A 20,509-nucleotide genomic window follows, 5' to 3' on the forward strand; every position below is an offset into this window, starting at 1 on the left:
ATGCGCACACGCCCTAGTACCGCAACACCATGCCGCCGATCGCCAGCCCGGCACCGGTGCCGAGCAGCGCAACCAGATCACCACGCTGCATGCGCTGTTCGATCCGGGCGTGATGCAAGGCATGCGGCAGCGAGGCGGCGACCTGGTTGCCGGTGGCCTGCAGGATGCGAATCACCTGATCGGGGCGCAGCCCCAGCGCCTGCACCACATGATCCAGGCCGCCCCCGGAGGCCTGGTGCGGGACCAGGCAGCGCAACGCTGCCGTGGTGGTGCCGGCCTCGCCCAGCAGTCGTTCCCAGAATGCAGGCAAATGGCGCGCGGCGAACCGGTAGGCACCGCGCCCATCCATGCTGAAGCTGCGCAAGGCATCAGGCGACTGTTCTTCGCCGCGCGGATAGCGGGTGCCGCCGCCGCGAATGCGGCACAGCTCCGCGCCATCGCCGTAGCTGGACAGGCGGCTGGACAGCAGTGCCGAGCAGTCATCGGCGGCGCTGCGCCCCACGACCACCGCGGCCGCGCCATCGCCAAACAAGCCGGCGGTGGCCGGCGTCGATGCATCCAGCCCGCCCGATGCCACCTCGCTGGAAACGATCAACACGCACCGGTAGCGCCCGAGCGCCAACGCATTCGCGGCCATGTCCAGCGCCACCAGAAAGCTCAGGCAGGTCGCATTGACGTCGAAGGCCGGAATGCCCGAATCGCCCAGCCCGAGCGCGCGCTGGATCAGCACCGCCTGGCAGGGAATTGGCTGCTCCATGACGCTGCAGGCCGAGATCAGGCAATCGACCTGACCGGGGTCGATGCCCGCGCTTGCCAGCGCCTGGGCCGCCGCCGCCGCACCCATCGACGAAGCCGTCTCGCCCTCGCCCACGTAATGGCGCGTGGCCACTCCCGAGCGCGCGAAGGTAGTGCCTGCCGGCAGCTGCCAGCGTTGATCCAGCTGTTGCGAGGTCACCTCCGTGGCGGGGACATGGCGCCCGGTGCCCAGAATGCGCAGCGGCAATGCGTTCAACACGGAGGTCTCGTTGGACAAGGCGCGCAGCATACCGTGGCTGGCGTGGGCCGAGCCGATCGATCGCCGGAGCGCGCAATGCGCATCGCCTGCCTGCGAGGACGGCGATCGGTCAGTCGATCGACATCTCGTTCCAGACCACAACCGCCGGGCAGTCGTGCCGACGTGTCAAGGCGCTTCCACCGCGTATCCTAGCGCCTGCAAGCGCGCCAGATAGCCATCGGCTGCGGTCAGCCGGCTGATCGGCAGCACAGCGAAGGTGCTGCGATTGCGTTGCAGCGCGGTGGTGGCGATGCTCAACCAGTGCTCGCGCATGCGCCTTTCCAGATCGTCGATGCCGCGCTTCCTGGCGGCGCCGGAACTGGCCATGGCGCTCATGCAGGCGGCCTGCGGATCTTCGCGTGGCAACTGGCGCAGTGCCTCGATGTCGCCCACCGACCAGGCGTTGGCGCGCTCGACCATCGTGGGCAAGTCGCGCTCGACGGTGACCAGGATGCTGCGGAAGCACGCGGTATCGTCCATGCCACCGGCGCGGAACTCCTTGATGGCCTGGCGCGGGTCGGCGATCTTGTAATCCAGCGCGGTGGGGGTCGGCTTGATCCCGGCGCGCTTGGCGGCACGCTCCACCACCGACCAGATCACCGGCGAGCGCGCCAGGCCGGAGCGCTTGATCGCTGCCTGATACAACTCGCCGGCGGCAAGCATCGGGCGCTTGCGCTCCACCCCACGGTCGCTGCCGAGATAGCGTGCCTTGGCAACCGACCAGCGCGCATACAGATCAGCCGGCAGCAGCTCGCGCAGTTCGCGGCCGTCCTCGTTCTTCATCGCCTTCATCGCCGACGGCAGCAGGGTCAATTTGCCGAAGAACCCCATGTCCGCATCGATCTGGACGGTCGGGGCCATCAGCACCTGCTGCGACTGGCCGATGATCGTTTCCACCTCGGCCGACTGCCACTGCAGCCGCTTCGGCAGCGGCGACACGGTGCCCAGGATCCACAGCACATGATCGCCCTTGCTGACCTTCCACAGGCCCGGGCCGGGCTGCACGCCGCGCACCACCATCGCTTCCAGATCGACCACGGCCGGCGGCGATGGCGCGGCTGGCTGCGGCGTCGTGCCATCGCTGGCCGACGCCAGCAACGACACCAGCATCATTCCCACGCCCCACCCCGCCCGCTGGCCTCGCATCACGTCTCGCCCCCTGTGTGAGAACGCGGACACTACGCCAAGCCGGCCATGGCCGCGTTAGGGAAATGTTCGCCGCCGCAGCCGTCGATGGCTCAGCGTGGATCCAGGCTGGCCAGGTGCGCAGCCAGCGGCGAGCCGCCGTCGAGCAGCGCGAATCCTTCCCAGACGAATCCCGGCGAGACCGTGCAGCCCACCAGGGTGAAATCGCCAAGCGACCGCGCCGCCTGCCAGCACCCTGCCGGCACCACGTGCATCGGCTCACCGCGCTCGGCAGCATCCAGGATCAGGCGTTGCAGCTGCCCGCTGGCCTCGTCGTAGATCGACAGTTCCAACGCATCGCCCTGCTGCCAATGCCAGCTTTCTTCCGCATCGACGCGATGCCAGGCGCTGGATTCGCCGGCAGCGAGCAGGAAGCGGATGGCGGTCAGCGCCGGGCGCGGCTGACCGCCCTCTGTCACCTGGCGAGCCGACGCATACACGCGACGGAAATGCCCGCCCTCGGAATGCGGGGCGAGTTCGAGCGAACGGATCAGGTTGGCGGCGGTCGGATGCATGCCTACATGCTAAGCCAGCCGACCCCGCGCATGCATCACGGCAGGTGCTTGCCCGCACGCAGGCAGGTACGGAAGAACACCAGCAGATCCCAGCTATAGCGCTTGAGCAGGCGACGCGGCTCGTTGAGCAGCCGGTACATCCATTCCATATGCAGGCGCCGTACCCAATCCGGCGCGCGCTTGGCGGTGCCGGACAGGAAATCCAGCAACGCGCCGACACCGAACACCAGGGGCACGTTCAGGGCATGGCTGTGATCCAGGATCCAGCGCTCCTGCAGCGGGTTGCCGAAGGCCACCAGCAGCACATCGGCGCCCGAGCGATTGATGCGCTCGGCCAGGCCCTCGCCGGCGGCGGCAAATTCGCCGTAGCCGTCGCACATGCCGACCACCTGCTGACCCAGGGTTCCAGTCAAGGTCGCGGCAGCGGTCTTGCCCACGCCCGGACGACCGCCGAGCAGGAAGAACTTGAGCGGCTGCGCGGCCTCGCGACACAGATACGGAATCAGGTCGGTGCCATTGAGGTTGCCGGCAAAGCGGCGGCCATGGATCAGGCGCGCTGCCAGATCCATGCCGATGCCGTCATTGACGATGCGCACGCTGGGCTCGCGCATCCGCAGCCACAGTGCCTGGCATTGCACGATGAAATTGGTGTTGGCAAAAAACACCCGGCGTGGTTGCCGGGCGGCCAATGCGTGAAACAACTCCAGTGCAAACGCTTCCTGCGTGGTGGAGAGCACCGGAAATCCGCCGAGCGGAATCACCACGCCCTGCGGCATCGCCGCGTTGGCGGTTGCTGTCGTCTCCGTATCCACGTGCCGGCCCTGCATCATCGAATCACCAAAGGTCGTAAGGAAACGCGGCCAGCAGTCCGGCCTGTAGTTTTTCCAGGTCGAAATCGCCGTTACCGCCAAGCTTCAGGCACTCTTCCACGCTGTTGCCCGAGTGCCACTGCATGCGTCCGGTGCCGTTGTAGTAGTCGTCGTACTTGAAGCGATCCTCGCCGTTGCCCCAGTCCAGGTACACCGCCGGAATCCCGTACGCTTCGGCAAGAATCAGCCCGTGCAGCGAACTGCTGATCACCAGCTCGGCGCCCAGCAACGCACTCATGAAGGTTGCAGGCTTGACGTTGGGAAATACCAGATGATCTGCGTACGCGCTGTACTTCTCGACCGGCTCGTTGAAATGCGGAACGATGGCGAAGGGACGCTTGTTCGCCGTTCCCAGCGCATCAGCCGGAAAAAACATCGGTGTCAGCAGACCGGGGTCGCCATAGACCTCCGGCACCGCGATCCCCCGATCGAGCAGGAATTGACGCGTCTTCGGACCACGCACTGCACGCACATCGAGCGTGCTGAAGGTATTGCGCTCCGCAGGAATCTTGCCGTTGATGCCGCTGCCCCAGACGGTGTCACCGTCCTTGGCAAAATGCAGCACCGACCCGATGGCGATCAGCTTCTTGCTGAGATCACGCTTCTCGATCAGGGTCTTGTCCTGCAAGGAGAGCACACAGGACACAATCACCTTGGACAGATGATCGCCCATGTTGACGCCAGCGTTCTTCGGCTGCCACCAGAACAAGGCACGGCGTTCCGCATGTTCGATCCATTTCTGCAGCAAAGCATTGGCCATAACGAGCAGTCTCCTTCTAAAGTTGGGTGCGCCGCATCAGTGCGAGAGCGCGGCCTCCGAAGAAGCACGCACAGCTGCGCCATCTTGCTGCGGGTACAAACGGGTTTCTGGATACGCACCTGGATTCAGTACGCGGTCGGTGGTGTCGGACCAATTCAGGCATTGGCGGTAACGCACGCGCGGTGCTTCCAGCGCGCGACTGATGGCCGCAATGACCGACTCACCGTTGCCGGGAGTGTAGCCGAAACGCGATTGATACGGCCCCACGACGGCATTCGGACACACCGCAGGCAAGCCAAAGAAATCGTATTGCAGCAACTTCATCGAACTATCGGCCAGATACACCGGCACCTGCTCGGATGCATAAGGTGCGATCCCGAAACGGGCGTGCTTGATGTAGCCGATGGTCTCGGCGTGCTTCATCTCGCCGTATACGACCACGTTGTCGCCATAGCCGGGATGCCGCCCCATACCCGACCCGATCACATGGAACGTGACCTGCGGGAACGCCTTGCTGGCAACCACGAAGAAGTCCGGATCGAACAACATCGAGCCCACCGCAACCGCATGGATGCCCTCGCCATACGGCGACGGGTCGCCCAGCTGATCCAGGTTGTGATCCACACCGTGGCCGACGTGATAGACGTTGTCGCGGCTTGCCACTTCTTCCGCCATTGCCGGCGACACCAATGCGATCACATCCAGCGTCGGTGCAACCCGATCGAACTCGCGCTCGATATAGGACGCGACATTGATCGTGCTCAGACCATCCGAGGCGCGATAGACCAGCTTCGCCGCCGGATTGACGCGCTTGGCCAGCTCGATGAAGGCCACCGCGATACCGCTTTCGAACACGATCACGTCCGCCTCGCGCATCCAGTCCAGCAACTGGCGTGGCGGGTGCGCGGCATACCAGCGGAACATCGCATCTTCGACAGAACGCAGCCAGGCGCGGCGCGTGTTGAACGGATGCACCGTCGTGCGCCACAGGTAGCACTCCACGCCCTTGTGCGACACCACGGTGTTTGCGGTGTCGTCCAGCGGCAGCCGCATGTCGCCTTTCATGCGCGACAGCCGGCTATAGCGCAGCGAGAAAAACCGCGTGGTGCCGCGCAGCGCGAGTTGATCGGTGATGAAGTGGATATTGGCGCGCCGTGGCGTGCGGTAGTCGTGGGCGGACAAGACCAGATAGCAAGGCCGGCGAATGCCGGAAGCGGCGGCGGGTGTATCGCTCATGGGCCGTGTCCTATGAATGAGTGGGAGAAAGCATGCAAGAACGCAGGCGAAGACGATGTCGATCTCATTGGCGTGCCTTGGCCTGCTTCAGCAACTTGCGGATGTTGAGAATGGCAATGACGTCGCGACGGAACGCCGGCCAGATCGCCAACGCCAGCAGACAGACCGCCGCCATCGTGGCCGCACCAACGGCCAGCTGCTGCCACAGCGGGCCACCGACGGTGATGGATGCGTAATACGCGCACACGCCCGCCACGCCGTACGCGGTCATCGCGCGCACCGCATTGGTGAACAGTGCAACCACCGGTGCGTCGGAGATCTTGCCGACCCAGACCAGCGACAACGGCCAGGTCACCAGCAGGCCGAACGAGTAGCCGATCGCCACGCCCATCGCGCCCCAGCGCGAGCCGACGAAGATGCAGCCGATCAGCACGATGCGGCTGACCAGCGAGAACAGCAACTGCGCGCGCATCAGGCCCCTGGCAAGGAACACCCAGTAGGTTGCATAGGATGCGGTCTGGAAAATACCGCCCAGCGTCAGCACCTGAAACAGCGGCACCGCCTCGCGCCACTGCTCGCCGAGCACCAGCACGATCAGCGGCATGGCCAGCGCGCAGGCGAAGGCGAACAGCGCGACGATCAGATGCACCATCACCGTCTGCCCGCGCAGCAGGAAGGCGCTGAAGCGTTCGCGGTCGTCCTGCAGCTGCGACAACACCGGCAACGCCACGCTGGTGGCCGGCGCGTTGATCTGATTCAACGGCATCATCAACAACTGAAACGCACGGTTGTACAGGCCCAATGCGTCCGGGCCGGTGCGCCAACCGATGATGACCTGGCCGACGTTGCGGCTGGCATAGCCCAGCAGCTGTGCGGCCATCAGGTTCCAGCCGAAGCTCATGAAGTCGCGCATCGGCGCCGAGCGTTGGTACCCGCCCGGCAACCAGCGTGCACAGCTCGCCGCGATGATGAAATTGACTACCGCCTGCACCACCTGCTGCACCACCAGCGCCCAATAGCCCCAGCCCAGCAAGGCGGCAGCGACGGCCGCGCCCAGGCCCAGCACCTGCGATCCCACATCGCTGAGCGCAACCTGGCCAAACCGCAGCCCGCGGCTCAGATGCGCGCGGTACTGCGTGGTCATGCCGTTGATCAGGAAGGTCACCGCCAGCGCCTGGGAGATTGTCACCAGCGCCGGTTCTTTATAGAAATTGGCGATCACATGGGCAGAGGCGTACACCACCACCGACAGCGACAAGCCGATCCCGCTGTTGATCCAGAACAGGTTGTCGCGTTGCTCGCGGCTGACATGCTTGGCCTGCACGGCAGCGGCAGACAGGCCGAAATCGCGCAGGATCTCGGCCGCACCGACAATCGCGGTGACCATCGCCATCAGGCCGTAGTCGTAAGGCGTCAGCAAGCGCGCCAGCAGGATGATGCCGCCGAACTGCACGACCATCTTGGCCGACTGGCCGATCATGGTCACCGCTGCGCCACCGGCGGCGCGCGAACCGAGGCTGCGCTGTGGCGGCGGCGTGGGGGAATTCATCGTTGGGATCTCTGCGGTCACAGCGCGGCGTCTCCATCCTTGCCGAGCGCTTCCAGGTAGGTGCGGTAATGCAGCTGTCCGATCCGTGGCCAGTCACGTTGCGAGAGATCCGGCGCCGGGCCGCGCGGCGCGGCACGCACCTGGTCCAGCATGCCGGTCAGCAGCGCCGCATCGAATTCGCCTTCATAGAGAAACACCCAGCCCGGCCCCACTTCTTCGGCAATCGCCGCATTGGATTCGCTCCACGGTGCCAGCACCGGGCGCGCCAGCGACAACGCCAGCAACAAGGTGCCGGAGTTGTGCATCTGCCGGTACGGCAGCACCACCAGTTCGGCCTCGCTGACTTCGCGTGCGAGCACCGGTTCCTCGACATAGGCCAGCAAGGCGCTCACACGCGGATCCTGCGCGCAGGCTTCCTCCACCAGGCTGCGCATCTGCGGCGTGGCCGGGTTGCCGACGATACGCAGCTTCAGGCGCGGATCGTCGACCTGACGCATCACCTCCAGCAGCGTTTCCACGCCCTTGTATGGGCGGATCAGGCCGAAATGCAGTAGCCGCCCCGGAACCGGCGTGCCTTGCGGCATCTTTGCAAACCACTCGCGATAATGGCCGTGCAGAATGGTGTCGGTGAATGGCGGTCGCGGCGGCGTGGTCGCGTTGATGCGGATCCAGCGACGCGTCAGCCGGTCGATCCAGCGCAACAGGCCGCGCTCGCGCCAGCCGCGATCCTCGTGCGGTGCCAGGTTGTGCAAGGTGCGCACCACCGGCGTGCCGGTCAGCTGCAGCTTGAGCAGCAACAGCGCTGCACACATCTGCTTGGCCAAAGTGCCGACAGCACTGGGATGGCGCAGCAGATATTCCGGCCAATGCAGATGCAGCACGTCGTAGCGCGACAACAGCGCATCGCGCATCGAAAAGAAGCGCGGCTGCACTGCAGCGGGCAGCGAAGCGTAAAGCTGGGTCAGATACGGATTGGTGCTGGCATTGGGCTTCTCGGTGGAGAACAGCACGGTGACCTGCGGCTGCGCGGACGCACGCGCACTCGCTGCCGATGCAGGCGCGCTCATCGCACTGCCTCCCGGGTACGGCGGGTGCCCAACGCGGTGTGGTACTCGTCGACGTAGCGCCCGACCACATGCTTCCAGTCGTAGCGGCTCACGTACGCCATCGACGCTGCACGACGCATATCGAAATCGGCATCCGCTTGCAGCGCCAGCGCCTGCACCTGATCTGCGGCCGCGTCGATCCGGTCGCGGTTGACGATCACGCCCTGCCCCGATTCGCTGGCAAGACGCACGAACGGCGGGATGTCGCTGAGGATCGGAATCAGGCCGGCACTCATCGCCTCGACCGCAGCGATGCCGAAGCCTTCATGGCGCGACAGGCAGACGAAGAACTGCGCCTGCTGCATCAGGCTGCGCAGCTGCTCCTGCGACGGCGACATGCTGAGCTGCACCTTGTCCTGCAAACCCCGCTCGGCGATCGCCTTGCGCAGGTCGGCCTCGTTCAAATCATATTCGCGCCCCGCGATGATCAAGCGCCACTGCGGGTCGCGCTGCAGCACCGCTTGCAGCAGCTCCAGGGTTTCGATCAGGCCCTTGTTCACCGACCAGCGGCCGAAATACATCATGGTCCGTCCCGGCGTGGCTGCGCCCTGCCCTGCGTATTTCTCGACATCCACGCCGTTTTCGATCACCCGCAAACGTGCCGGCGACACCACCTTGGCGAACAGCTCGCCGTCGTTCTCGCTGGTGGCGATCACCCGCGCATACGCCAGCGCCGAGGTGCGGGTGAGCGTCTGAAACCATAGCTGCTTCATCCGCGAGGCATACGCGGTGTGGAAGAAGCCGCCGTGCGTGGACACCACCATCGGCTTGCCATGCAGCGGCCTGGTCAGCGCCAGATAGTCGTAGAAAAAATCGATGCCATGCAGATGCACCAGATCGGCCGAGCGGATCGCGCTCAGCACGGACGGCGCCAACGGATAACGCGACGAGCCGCGATAACCGATGCGTCGGATCGGCAAGCCCTGATACGTCTCCTGCTGCGCAAGTTGCGCGCTCGGATCGGTAAACACCCGATCCAGGGTCACGACCTCCACCGTATCGGCACTGGTGGCCTGGTGTTGACGGGCCACATTGAGAACGACTTCCTCCATGCCTCCGATCGAAGGATGGAATTGGCGGACGACATGCACCACTTTCATTACGCCAATCTCCTGTGCCAGAGACGCAGACACATCTGCATGCTCGGCTGATCATTCTGGAAGCTCGTCATTTACGTTTCAATCCCAACATCCACGGCGCAACGCGCACCAGCACTGCGCGCATCGGCACGCTGACAGCGACCGCAAACGCGCTCAGGCCCATCGCCCAGGCCGGTGTACCAATCAGGCTGCGAGCGATCACACCCGTTCGTGCCACCACACTGGTGAGCACCAGGAACACCAATGTGTGCGTGCACAGGATCAGCAAGGTATTGCCACCGATCCACTGCAGCCAACGCCACTGTCGAACGAAATACGCCACGCACAAGGTCATTGCGGTGCCCAGCAGGCTGACCAGCAGGAACACCGCAGCGGAATGCCCGAACTGCAGATTGTTCACATCCACTTGCCCGTTCCATCCGGCCAGCCACCACCACGCTGCCGCCAGCACCGGCAGTGCCAACGCCCACGCCGAGGCGCCAAGCGCGCGCAGTGCATCGGCATAACGCGACAGCCATCCGCCCACGGCGATGAAGAACAGCGCCACAGGCAATACATCCAGCGCCAACGGAAGCCGCAGGTGCAACGACGGAAACCAGCCCGCCCATGCCAAAGCGAGCAAGAGACTGACCGCCGCCAGGGCCGCCGTCGTCAGGCGCGTGCGCAAGGCGATGTAGGCCAGCGTGGTGACGAACAAGGCAGGCAGGAACCACAACGCCGGAAGCACGTACAGACGCGTGCCGTTGGCCCAGAACAGGCCGATAAACGGATCCCACCACGGCGGCACATGCGATGGATGCGCCGCGCGGCTGGTCAGTCCCATCAGCAACCAGCAGGCGTAAGCCACCAGGAAAAACGCGACATAGGGAACCAGCAACGTGCGCGCCAACTTCGCAATCGTCGCCACCGTCATTGCGCGGTGGCCGAAGCGCTCGCCGACCCAGCCGGACAGCACGAAAAATAGCGGCACATGAAAACTGTAGGCAAACAACTTGTAGGCGGCCGGCATGCCGTTGGCATGCCCCAACACCACCAGGACAATGGCCAGCGCCTTTGCTGCATCGATCTGCCAATCGCGGGTCAATGCAGGCGCCGGCGCAGCCTTGGCACCCAGGCCGCCGTGCCGGGCCGCGTTGGAATACGGTGCGGGGGTCATGGCGCAGCGCCGCTCATGCCGCCACCGGGCGGGCACCCAGGGTCCACGGCGCAAAACGCATCAGCAACCAGCGCAGCGGCACGCACGCCAGCAGCGCAAACACCGTCACGAACACTGCCCAGCCCAGGCCCGGACGCGAGGCAGCGAATCCGCCGGCCAGCGCCGCCACACCGGAGAGCACGAAGAACACCAGCATATGGGTGCACAGGATCAGCAAGGTATTGCGGCCGATCCACTGTATCCAGGCCCAGCCCTGCACCAACCGTGCGGCACAGATCACCATCAGTGAGCCGAGTACTGCGCTGACCACAAACCCGGCGTGGTTGCGGCCGAACTCCAGCATGTTGACGTCGATGCGGCCGTTACGATCGGCCAGCCAGGCCACCGGCAACGCCAGCAGCACCGTCGCCAGCGCGCTGACTGGCAAGGAGCTCGGCAGACGTGCGGAAACGTGGATCAGCAAGGCGCCCAGTGCGTAGAAGCATAGCGACACCGGTAGAACGTCCAGGCCGAAAAAAAGTCGTACCTGCTGGCCCGGAAACCAGCGCATCCAGCACCAGGCCAGGATCAACGACGCCACCGCGATCACCACCGGCGACAGCCAGCGGCGCAGTACTACATAGCTCAGCACCGTCACCAGCATCACCGGCAGGAACCACAGCGGGGGCTGCACATACAGATCGGGGCCGATGCCGGTGAACATCGCCACGATCGGCTCCCACCACGGATGGCTGCCCCAGCGCGCCGCCTTCTCGCCGATATTGCGCGTCAGCAACCAGTACGCGTAACCGAGCAGATAAAACGTCACATACGGCAGCAACAGGCTGCGTGCCTGCTTGCTGATGGTCTGCGGCAAGCCGGTGGTCCGCGACGCATAGCCCGCCGCCAGCCAGCCGGACACCATGAAAAACAGCGGCACATGAAAGCTGTAGGCAAACAACGTCATCGCATGCGGCACGCCCTTGGCGTGGCAGAACACCACCAACAGAATCGCCAGGGCCTTGGTGGCATCGATACGCGGGTCGCGGCTGCGCCCGCCGGTGGCAACGTACGCGCCGACCACCGGTGCGACCGGCTGCGGTGCTTGCGTTGCCGCCACACTCATCGCGTGCCTCCCGCGGGCAGTGGCAATCGCGCATCCTCGTCGGCCGGATCCTGTCTGGGCAGCTGCGTAGCACTGGCAGCAGACCAGGTCGGCCGCATGTGCCACAGGCAGCCGCACACGAACCACCACAACGCCGACGTCTTGATCGAGAAGTAGCCGTTGGACACCAGCAAGCTCAGCGCGAATGCAAAGATCGCTAGGTTCTTGAACAACTGCCCTTCCTTGCTTGGCATCAACAACAGGAACGAATACGACAGCAGGAAGGCGAGCACGCCGACGATCGACTGCGATGCGATGAAGTAGGCAATGCCGCTGTCGAAGTAGCGGTATGCCTGCGCAAAATCCAGGCCCATCCACGAGTTGAAGGACAGGTTGTTCATCGAATTGACGGTGAAGAAGATCCGGCCCATCGTGTTGTCCTGATAGGCCGTGATCCCGGTGATCCACACCAGCAACCACGCCGTCATGATCACGAGCAGAAAGACCAGGAACGCCAGCCGTTGATCCAGGCGTTTCAATAGCGGCGACAGCAGCACCATCAGCACGCAGGTACCCGCCGCAAGTCGGCCGTCGGAGGCAACGACCATGAAACCGATCAAACCGACTGACAGGATCAGCATCGAGGGTCGCATCCAGCGCCAGAACACCAGCACGATCGCGGTAAAGAAGCAGATGTAGTTACCCATCGTCACCGGCTCGATGAACATCGAGGAGGCGCGGGGAAGATTGGAGCCCGGCAGGAAGTTACGCTCGCCCGGTCGCGTGGCGCTGACGAACAGGTTGCTGTCTTCGTTCCAGAACCCTTCCGCGCTCATGCCGCGCGCGTTGACGAAGAAGCTCTTCGGGTTGACCAGGTCGCCATACGCGCTGGGCATCGCCAGTTCGAACGCCGCAACCAACGACACGATGATGGTCATGCGCACGAACAGCTTGGGCACCGACCCGGTATAAGCCGAACCAAGCACCACGAATGCAAACACCACCAGCGCGTCGCGGAAGAACTTCGGATCGATCTGCCAGTTCACCAGGAAGCGCACGAACATCAAGGTGACGATCAGCCCCAGGCCGCTGATGATCAATGCAATGCGCTTGCGGCTCATCGAGCCCAGGCCGAGCAGGAAACATGCGGCATAGACCATGAACTCGACTGCATAGGTGATCACCGGACGTACGGTGAACACGTTCGCGTTGATCAGCGCCAGCACCAGGTTGTAACCGACGCCGACCAGCAGCGTCAGCTCGATCAGCAGGTTGTGCCAGCGAACGCGGGCCTCGTCGCTCATTCGGATCAGCATGCAGACGCCTGCTTGAGAGGGGCGGCTGCGATGCAGCCGCCCGCGGCGCTCGGCGCGCCAGGTCGCACACTCCCCGCCATCATCAGTACGCGGTCTTCTGTCCGAGCACACGCACTGCGGTCAGCACGATGATGCGGATATCCAGCCACAGCGACCAGCGACGGATGTAGTCCAGGTCGTACTGGATGCGCTTCTTCATCGTGCGCAGTTCCGGGGTTTCGCCACGGAATCCATTGACCTGCGCCCAACCGGTGATGCCCGGCTTGACGTAATGGCGCTGCATGTAGTGATTGATCAGCTTTTCATAATGGGTGTTGTGCTGCGCAGCGTGCGGGCGCGGACCCACTATCGACATGCTGCCACCGAGCACGTTGAAGATCTGCGGCAACTCGTCCAGGCTGCTGCGGCGCAGGAACGCACCGAAACGGGTAATACGGGTGTCGTTCTTGGTCGCCTGCTGGATGGTGGTGCCATGGTCGTCATGCACACGCATCGAGCGGAACTTGAACATGTAGAACTCGCGCCCACCCAGGCCATGGCGACGCTGGCGGAAGAACACCGGACCCGGCGAGCTCATCTTCACACCGACCGCAATCGCAGCCATCAGCGGCCACAGGCCCATCAGCGCAATCACTGCCAGGATCTTGTCCTGCAGCGCCTTGGCGACCACGAAGTAGTTGTCGCGGTCCACACCACCCTGGCGCAGGTTGATCACCGGCACGTTGCCGATCTGCTCGCCTGACTGGTTCAACAGACCGAAGTCGAACAGGTCCGGCACCAGCTTCACGTTGATCGGATAGCGATCCAGACGCTGCAGCAACTGCTTGATATGGTCACGTTCGCCCAGCGGCAGCGAGATCCACACCTGCTCGACCTGGTTGTCCTTCAGGTACTCGATCAGCGCGTCCGGATCGCCCAGGCACGGCAGCGACTGACGCTGCTCGGTCACGGCAATGTCGTACGGCGTGCGGAAGTAGCCGACCAGGTTCATGCCGACCCAGGGATTGCGGCTGAGGTAGTGATTGATCTTCATCACCGGGTGACGCAGACCCACCACCACCACCCGCTGCACATCCACACCCTGGGTGCGCAGGTGATTCAGGAAGCCGCGCAGCACCGTGCGGGCCGCCACCAGCGAGGCCAGGCCACCGACGAACCACAGGCCGATCCAGCCGCGCGAGACCTGCTCGCCAACCTGCACGATCAACGCGTGCACCGCGAACAGCGCAAACACGCCGCCGAATGCACCGCCCAGCACCATCAGCTCGCTCAACAGCCCGCGACCGCGCCAGCTGCGATACAGCGGAAACAGCGCAAAGCAGATCACCGAGTACAACAGCGTGGTGGCAATGGCCACCCGGTACGGTGCCGCAGGCACCCAGGAGCCGAAGACGATGCGATAGGCGATCAGCCCGGAGACCACGACCATGGTGAGGTCGAAGACGCGCAGGACCAGATCGGCTGCAGCCGAATACTTGGACAACAATCGCGGCGAGGATGTGGTGTAAGTCGCGCTACTCAAGTCTGCCAAAAGCATGGGGATGTCCTCCAAACTCGATACGGCGCATGCGGGGGAACATACGAAACGCACGCGAGCTTTCAATCATCTCCGTCGAACGATCACCGCGGTAATACCTACCGACCCCAGATCGCACGACAGCCCTTTGTTTCAACAGAGACAAACTTTCAAACGAAGGAGCCCGAAACATACGGGATCCAACCTTTTCCACGCTGAATCAGTTGTCACTTCAATTAACCATCGTTGTGCAACACGACGATGTCAGTCCAACCGCGTCTGCGCTGCCGTGCCACGTAGGAAGTAGCGCACCAGTGCCACAGCCACGCCCAGGAATACGCCAAAGATGAAGCCCAAAGCGAGGTTCAATTTGAGTTTCGGCGAAGTCTTAGACGTAGGCACGTCTGCGGTATCGATGATGGTCACGTTGTTGGCGCCGACGTTGCTCGCCACACCGATCTCCTTGTAGCGCTGCAGGAGCGCATCGTAGAGCTGGCGGTTGGTATCGACGTCGCGCTTGAGCATGTTGTAGCGGATGCTGCGGCTCTGCAGATCGAGCTCATCATTACGCAATCCGGCGATGCGCTGGTTGAGCAACTGCTCCTGATGCACCGACGCGTCGTAGGTCGCCTTGAGCGACTGGCGGATATTGAGGACCTCGCCATTGATCTGGCGACGCGACTCTTCTATCTGCGCCTTCAGGCGCTGCATTTCCGGATAGTCCGGCTTGAAGGTCGACAGCTTCTGCTGATATTCGGTGTTTAAGCGGATCTGCTCGCCGCGCAGGCTCTGGATCAGCGGGTTGCTCAGCACCTGCGGCAGCGACATTGCGTCACCACTGCTGACCTGACGCCAGGCTGCCTCGGCCTTGATGCGGGTGTCCTGTGCCGATGCCAGCATCGCATTGAGGTCGCTGAGGTTCTGCGCCGGAAGCGATGGCTTGTCGTCGCCCACCGACACGATCTGCTCGTCGGTGGAATAGGAGACCAGATTCTTCTCCGAGTCCTCCACCTTGTCGCGCAATTGCTCCAGGCGCTCGGCCAGGAACTTGGTCGCGAACGAGGACGCCTTGATGCGGCGTTCCTGCGTACTGACGATGAAGACCTTGGTGTAGGTGTTGGCGATCTTGGCAGCCAGCACCGGGTCCGGCGAATCGTAGTTGACGTAGACCAGGCGCGAATTGAGGATCGGCTCGACCACCAGCCCGGCCAGCAGTGTATCGGTCAGGCTGCGCTCGATGATGGCCTGGCGCGAGTCGACCGACTTGCCGGCTTCCGGATTCTTGGCAGCAGCCTTTTCCAGTGCTTCGTCGACCTGCTGCTTGAACGCCGGCTCCTGATCGAGCTTGGCTTCGCGGATCACCGCACGGGCCAGCGAGCGGCTCTGCAGCAGCTGGTACTGGGTCTGGTAGAAATCGCGATCCTGCGGCGATTCCACCGGCATCAGGTTGTCGACATTCACCACGTTGAGCGAGTCGCGCTCGATCTGCAGCGTGCTGGTGGCGCGGTACTTTTCCGGCATCAGCAGGGTGACGCCAAACGCCAGTGCCACTGCCGCGACGGTGATCAGAATGATCAACCAACGCTGCGACACCAGTGCGCGCCAGTAGTCGAGCAAGCCAACGTCGGCCAGCTCGAGATGCCCATGACGATGAGACGGGGAAGAACGATTGTCTGAATTCATACTCATCGGTAAGCGCGCCACACCATCACAAGGGGGGTCAGTTCCAGCATGGTGCGCAGCCAGACGCGTGCGTCCGAGCGGTACACCACAACGATGTCGCCGCCGTAGATCTCAGGGTCCGGGTTGGCCCCCTTCTCGATCTGGGTCAGATCGAATCTGGCGATCATCTTTTGACCATTGACGGTGCGAAACACGATGACGTTGCCGCGGCTGGCCACCGTGCTGACGCCCTTGGCCTGCGCGATGGCCTGCTGCAGGGTCAGGTTGGCGCCGATCACCGGATAAATGCCCGGCTCGTCGACCGCACCGGTCACCGTGACCCGGCGACCATTGGATTCCTGCACGAACACCGACACCTGCGGCTGCTGCAGATAACCGGCGGCGTAGCGTTCTGCCACCAGCTTTTCCAGCTCGCCGACACCCAGGCCGGCTGCCTTGACGTCGCCGATCAACGGCAGCGAGATGTGGCCGTTCTGATCGATGCGGACCTGCCGCTCCAGATCGTCAACCTGGAACACCTTGAACAACAGCAAGTCGCCTGGGGCGAGTCGATACTCCGGTTGCACTGCTGACATCGCGAGCGGATCCGGAAGCGGCAGGGAATCCGCCATCTTCGGACCGGTGCTGCATGCGCCCAGTGCCATCGAGCAGATCAACGCCAGGCTGAGGCCTTGGCAAAATCGTCCGATCAGTTTTTTCATGCGTGTGGCTGGCTGCCTCGGTTGGGTGGGACAGGACCTCGCGCAGCATTCAACCGGCCAACACGCCAGCAAGAACGTACGACAGAGAAATTCATCCCAAGACGCTTGGGATCACGACAGGTGTGACGTGTTGCAGTGCACTATGGCATAGAACCAACGCATCGCAAGACGCTGCTCGCCATTTTTTTGACGGCGTTGGACTATTGATTCAAGTTCGTCGTTGCGGCGTTAACAAAACGTGATCCAGTTACTAATCCAGCGCTAATGATCTGGAGCATTTTCGGATACTTAGCAGCGTTCCGTGACCCAGGTCCACAGCGAGCGGAACCGCAAACAACCGGGCTCTGCCGGTGGTTTCATGCTGCTCTGCAATATGCCGATGGACATATCGTGTCACCCGCATGACAGGCCAGGAATTGCATGTTGCGGCGCAACAAAAAAGCCCATGTCCGTGAAGACATGGGCTCCGTGTTTGGTCGGGGTAGCCGGATTCGAACCGACGACCACTAGTCCCCCAGACTAGTGCGCTACCAGGCTGCGCTATACCCCGAAGATGTTGCATCCGCCATAAGGGCGGCCTGCGATTATAGCGGCTTTGTGAAGCGTTTTCCTAGCGGCGCAGCAGTTGCAGGACCTCTTCCAGTTCCATGCGCACCTGTTTGATGATCTGGTTGCTCAGCGCCGACTCGCTCTTGGCGCCATCGCCCTCCAGGCGCAGGCGTGCGCCGCCGATGGTATAGCCCTGCTCGTACAGCAGGCCACGGATCTGGCGCACCATCAGCACGTCGTGGCGCTGGTAGTAGCGCCGGTTGCCGCGCCGCTTGACCGGTTCCAGGCTCGGAAACTCGGTTTCCCAATAGCGCAGCACATGCGGCTTGACGTCGCACAGCTCGCTGACTTCGCCGATGGTGAAGTAGCGCTTGGCCGGGATTGGCGGTAGTTCGCGATTACTGCCCGGATCCAGCATAAGCCTCCACCCGCTCCTTGAGCTTCTGGCCCGGACGGAAGGTCACCACCGTGCGCGCCGAGATCGGAATTTCCTCACCGGTCTTGGGATTGCGACCGGGCCGTTGATTCTTGCGCCGCAGATCGAAGTTGCCGAAACCGGACAGCTTCACCTGACGGCCCTGCTCCAGCGCATCGCGCAGCACATCGAAGAACGCGTCGACAAATTCCTTTGCCTCGCGCTTGTTCAGACCGACCTCGTCGAACAGACGTTCGGCCATCTCCGCTTTCGTCAATGCCATGCCAATCCCCTGGTTACCGCCTCAACTCCGGATCCGGGCGCGGTGCTCGCGCTCGATCACGGCCACCACATCGGCAACGACTGCGTCGACGTCCCGGTCGGTGAGAGTGCGCGAGTTATCCTGCAAAATCAAGCCCATAGCCAGACTCTTGAAACCTGGCTCGACCCCCTGCCCGACATAGCGGTCGAACAGCTGCACCTCGCGCAACAAGGGCCCGACGGTGGTGCGCACGCTGCTCGACAGCGCCGCCCAGCTCACCTCTTCCGGCACCAGGAAGGCCAGATCGCGACGCACCGAGGGGAACCGCGACAGCTCGCCGGCACGCGGCAGCGCACGCTTGACCAATGCCGTCAGTTGCAATTCGAACGCGATCACGTCCACGTCGATGTCCAACGCCTTGGCCAGGCGCGGATGCACCTGCCCGATCCAGCCGATGCACACGCCATCGCGATGGATGTCGGCCGAGCGCCCCGGATGCCCGAAGGGCTGGGCAGAGGGCTGGAATTCCAGCACCGCGCCACTGGCCGCGGCCAGCGCCATCAGGTCGCCCTTCAGATCGTGGAAGTCCACCTTGCGCGCGGGCTCGCCCCATTGCAGCGCCAGGGCATCGCCACACACGGCCGCGGCAACATGCTGCGACTCCTGCGGGGCAGCGCCGGCGTCGGACGCAGCCGCGAACACCTTGCCCAGCTCGAACAGGCGCACGCGCCCGGCCTGGCGCGCGGCATTGCGGCCCAGCGTCGCCACCAGGCCCGGCAACAGGCGCGGACGCATGATCGCCAGCTCGGCGCTGAGCGGATTGGCCAAGGGCACCAGGCCGTCGGTCAGCTGCCAGCGCTCCAGCAAGGTGGCGTCGACGAAAGCGTAATTGATGGTTTCCTGCAGCTCGCGCGCCACCAACTGGCGCCGCACGCTGAGCTCATCGAGCTGGGTTTCGCTCGGCATCGCAATCCGGCTTGCGCCGCCCGGCAGCGTGGTCGGCACGCGGTCGTACCCGTGGATACGCGCCAGTTCCTCGATCAGATCCTCTTCGATGGCGATATCGAAGCGACGGCTCGGCGCCATCACCTGCCAGCCTTCGGCAACCACCTCGAGCTGCATGCCAAGCGCACCCAAAATGCGCACGACCTCAGCATCGTCAATCTGGATACCGAGCACGCGCGCAATCCGCGCACGCCGCAGCAGGATGCGCGCCGGCTGCGGCAGATGCTCCGGCAATTGCGCATGCACCACCGGGCCCGGCGTACCACCGGCCAGTTCCAGCACCAGCCGCGTCGCCACTTCGATCGCCTGTGGCGGCAATGCCGGATCCACACCACGCTCGAAGCGATGACCGGCATCGGTATGCAGACCGAACTTGCGGCCACGCCCCATGATTGCGGCCGGATCGAAGTACGCCGACTCCAGGAACACGTTGCGCGTGGTTTCGGTGACGCGGGTATCCAGGCCGCCCATCAGGCCGGCCAATGCGACCGGGCGGTCGGCATCGGTAATGGTCAGGAAGCTGTCGTCCAGCGTGACCTGACGCCCGTCCAGCAATACCAGCTGCTCGCCGCTACGCGAATGGCGCACGCCGATCGGGCCTTGCAGGGTGTCCAGATCGAACGCATGCATCGGCTGGCCAAGTTCCAGCATCACGTACTGGGTGATATCCACCAGCAGCGAGACCGGACGCACGCCGCTGCGGCGCAGCCGCTCGGCCAGCCATACCGGTGTTTTTGCGGCCGGGTCGATGCCTTCGATTACCCGTCCGCAATAGCGCGGTGCGGCGTTGCCGGCATGCAATTCCACCGCCAGCGTGCGCGTGGACACCGGCGCCACCACATCGGCGTCGAAGGCCACTACTGCGCTGGCGCATGCGGCCGCCACATCGAAGGCGATACCGCGCACGCTGAAGCAGTCGGCGCGATTGGGCGTCAGCTTGATCTCGATGCTGGCATCGGGCAGGCCCAGGTACTCGGCCAGCGCCTGACCCACCGGCGCATCGTCGGGCAGCTCGAACAGGCCGGATGCATCGCTGTCCAGCCCCAGTTCCTTGGCCGAGCACAGCATGCCGTTGGACGCCACCCCGCGCAGCTTGGCCGCAGTGATGGTCAGCGCGCCGATCTGCGCGCCGACCAGCGCCAGCGGTGCCACCAGACCGGCACGCGCGTTGGGCGCGCCACACACGATCTGCAGCAACTCGCTCTGCCCTGCGTCGACACTGCAGACCTGCAGACGATCGGCTTCCGGATGACGCACCGCTTCGACGATACGCGCGACCACCACCTGCCCCAGCGCCTCGCCCAGTGGCGTGACCTCTTCGACCTCCAGACCGATCGCCGTCAGCGTCGCGGCAAGCTCGTCGCGGCTCGCCTGGATGGGAACGTGGCTGCGCAGCCAATTTTCAGAGAATTTCATGAGGAGCCGGGATTGGGGATTCGGGATTGGGG

Annotated in this window: 18 protein-coding genes and 1 tRNA gene; all 19 read right to left on the reverse strand. The window is 63.8% G+C overall.

Annotated features, from left to right (window positions below; translation table 11 throughout):
* Nucleotides 1-13: 13 nt before the first annotated feature.
* The 19 genes from ABQY64_RS12895 to pheT all read right to left on the reverse strand — a co-directional run bounded on the left by ABQY64_RS12895 (nt 14) and on the right by pheT (nt 20,477).
* A complete protein-coding gene (locus ABQY64_RS12895) occupies nt 14-1,045 on the reverse strand; it encodes a 3-oxoacyl-[acyl-carrier-protein] synthase III C-terminal domain-containing protein (RefSeq protein ID WP_349779270.1) in 1,032 nt (343 codons plus the stop codon).
* A 135-nt stretch (nt 1,046-1,180) separates the two neighbouring features.
* Nucleotides 1,181-2,200, reverse strand: coding sequence for a TraB/GumN family protein (locus ABQY64_RS12900; RefSeq protein ID WP_104552660.1), 1,020 nt, complete (start codon nt 2,198-2,200; stop codon nt 1,181-1,183).
* 92 nt (nt 2,201-2,292) lie between these two features.
* Complete coding sequence (locus ABQY64_RS12905; protein ID WP_349779269.1) at nt 2,293-2,754, reverse strand: cupin domain-containing protein; 462 nt, start codon at nt 2,752-2,754, stop codon at nt 2,293-2,295.
* 35 nt (nt 2,755-2,789) lie between these two features.
* The gene (locus ABQY64_RS12910) at nt 2,790-3,584 is read right to left on the reverse strand and encodes a WecB/TagA/CpsF family glycosyltransferase (RefSeq protein WP_349779268.1); all 795 of its coding nucleotides are present in this window, start codon (nt 3,582-3,584) and stop codon (nt 2,790-2,792) included.
* Nucleotides 3,585-3,588: 4 nt separating this feature from the next.
* Nucleotides 3,589-4,383: a polysaccharide pyruvyl transferase family protein gene (locus ABQY64_RS12915; protein ID WP_039522111.1), complete on the reverse strand. Its 795-nt coding sequence runs from the start codon at nt 4,381-4,383 to the stop codon at nt 3,589-3,591.
* A 36-nt stretch (nt 4,384-4,419) separates the two neighbouring features.
* Nucleotides 4,420-5,619, reverse strand: a complete 1,200-nt coding sequence (locus tag ABQY64_RS12920; protein WP_047128907.1) for a glycosyltransferase — start codon at nt 5,617-5,619, stop codon at nt 4,420-4,422.
* A gap of 64 nt (nt 5,620-5,683) precedes the next feature.
* The gene (locus ABQY64_RS12925) at nt 5,684-7,168 is read right to left on the reverse strand and encodes a lipopolysaccharide biosynthesis protein (RefSeq protein WP_104598111.1); all 1,485 of its coding nucleotides are present in this window, start codon (nt 7,166-7,168) and stop codon (nt 5,684-5,686) included.
* 17 nt (nt 7,169-7,185) lie between these two features.
* A complete protein-coding gene (locus ABQY64_RS12930) occupies nt 7,186-8,235 on the reverse strand; it encodes a glycosyltransferase (RefSeq protein ID WP_053054116.1) in 1,050 nt (349 codons plus the stop codon).
* The gene (locus ABQY64_RS12935; RefSeq protein ID WP_349779267.1) at nt 8,232-9,374 is read right to left on the reverse strand and encodes a glycosyltransferase family 4 protein; all 1,143 of its coding nucleotides are present in this window, start codon (nt 9,372-9,374) and stop codon (nt 8,232-8,234) included. Before ABQY64_RS12935 ends, ABQY64_RS12930 begins: the two co-directional genes overlap by 4 nt.
* A 67-nt stretch (nt 9,375-9,441) precedes the next feature.
* Nucleotides 9,442-10,530, reverse strand: a complete 1,089-nt coding sequence (locus ABQY64_RS12940; protein WP_374151298.1) for an acyltransferase family protein — start codon at nt 10,528-10,530, stop codon at nt 9,442-9,444.
* 13 nt (nt 10,531-10,543) lie between these two features.
* Entirely contained in the window at nt 10,544-11,635 is a 1,092-nt protein-coding gene (locus ABQY64_RS12945) for an acyltransferase family protein (protein ID WP_039522122.1), read from the reverse strand.
* The gene (locus ABQY64_RS12950) at nt 11,632-12,918 is read right to left on the reverse strand and encodes a polysaccharide biosynthesis protein GumE (RefSeq protein WP_161961477.1); all 1,287 of its coding nucleotides are present in this window, start codon (nt 12,916-12,918) and stop codon (nt 11,632-11,634) included. The genes ABQY64_RS12945 and ABQY64_RS12950 overlap by 4 nt, the downstream gene beginning before the upstream one ends.
* 94 nt (nt 12,919-13,012) lie before the next feature.
* Nucleotides 13,013-14,467, reverse strand: a complete 1,455-nt coding sequence (locus tag ABQY64_RS12955) for an undecaprenyl-phosphate glucose phosphotransferase (protein WP_039522126.1) — start codon at nt 14,465-14,467, stop codon at nt 13,013-13,015.
* A 243-nt stretch (nt 14,468-14,710) separates the two neighbouring features.
* Entirely contained in the window at nt 14,711-16,150 is a 1,440-nt protein-coding gene (locus ABQY64_RS12960; RefSeq protein WP_026064516.1) for a GumC family protein, read from the reverse strand.
* Nucleotides 16,132-16,830, reverse strand: a complete 699-nt coding sequence (locus ABQY64_RS12965; RefSeq protein ID WP_016903310.1) for a polysaccharide biosynthesis/export family protein — start codon at nt 16,828-16,830, stop codon at nt 16,132-16,134. Before ABQY64_RS12965 ends, ABQY64_RS12960 begins: the two co-directional genes overlap by 19 nt.
* Before the next feature lie 473 nt (nt 16,831-17,303).
* Nucleotides 17,304-17,380, reverse strand: a tRNA-Pro gene (locus ABQY64_RS12970).
* A gap of 60 nt (nt 17,381-17,440) precedes the next feature.
* A complete protein-coding gene (locus tag ABQY64_RS12975) occupies nt 17,441-17,797 on the reverse strand; it encodes a MerR family transcriptional regulator (RefSeq protein WP_005995911.1) in 357 nt (118 codons plus the stop codon).
* Nucleotides 17,778-18,077, reverse strand: a complete 300-nt coding sequence (locus ABQY64_RS12980) for an integration host factor subunit alpha (protein ID WP_002811076.1) — start codon at nt 18,075-18,077, stop codon at nt 17,778-17,780. The genes ABQY64_RS12975 and ABQY64_RS12980 overlap by 20 nt, the downstream gene beginning before the upstream one ends.
* A 21-nt stretch (nt 18,078-18,098) precedes the next feature.
* Complete coding sequence (gene pheT / locus ABQY64_RS12985) at nt 18,099-20,477, reverse strand: phenylalanine--tRNA ligase subunit beta (protein WP_349779265.1); 2,379 nt, start codon at nt 20,475-20,477, stop codon at nt 18,099-18,101.
* Nucleotides 20,478-20,509 lie beyond the last annotated feature (32 nt).

The organism is Xanthomonas sp. WHRI 7065 (assembly GCF_040203115.2).
GTDB classification, from domain to species: domain Bacteria; phylum Pseudomonadota; class Gammaproteobacteria; order Xanthomonadales; family Xanthomonadaceae; genus Xanthomonas; species Xanthomonas arboricola.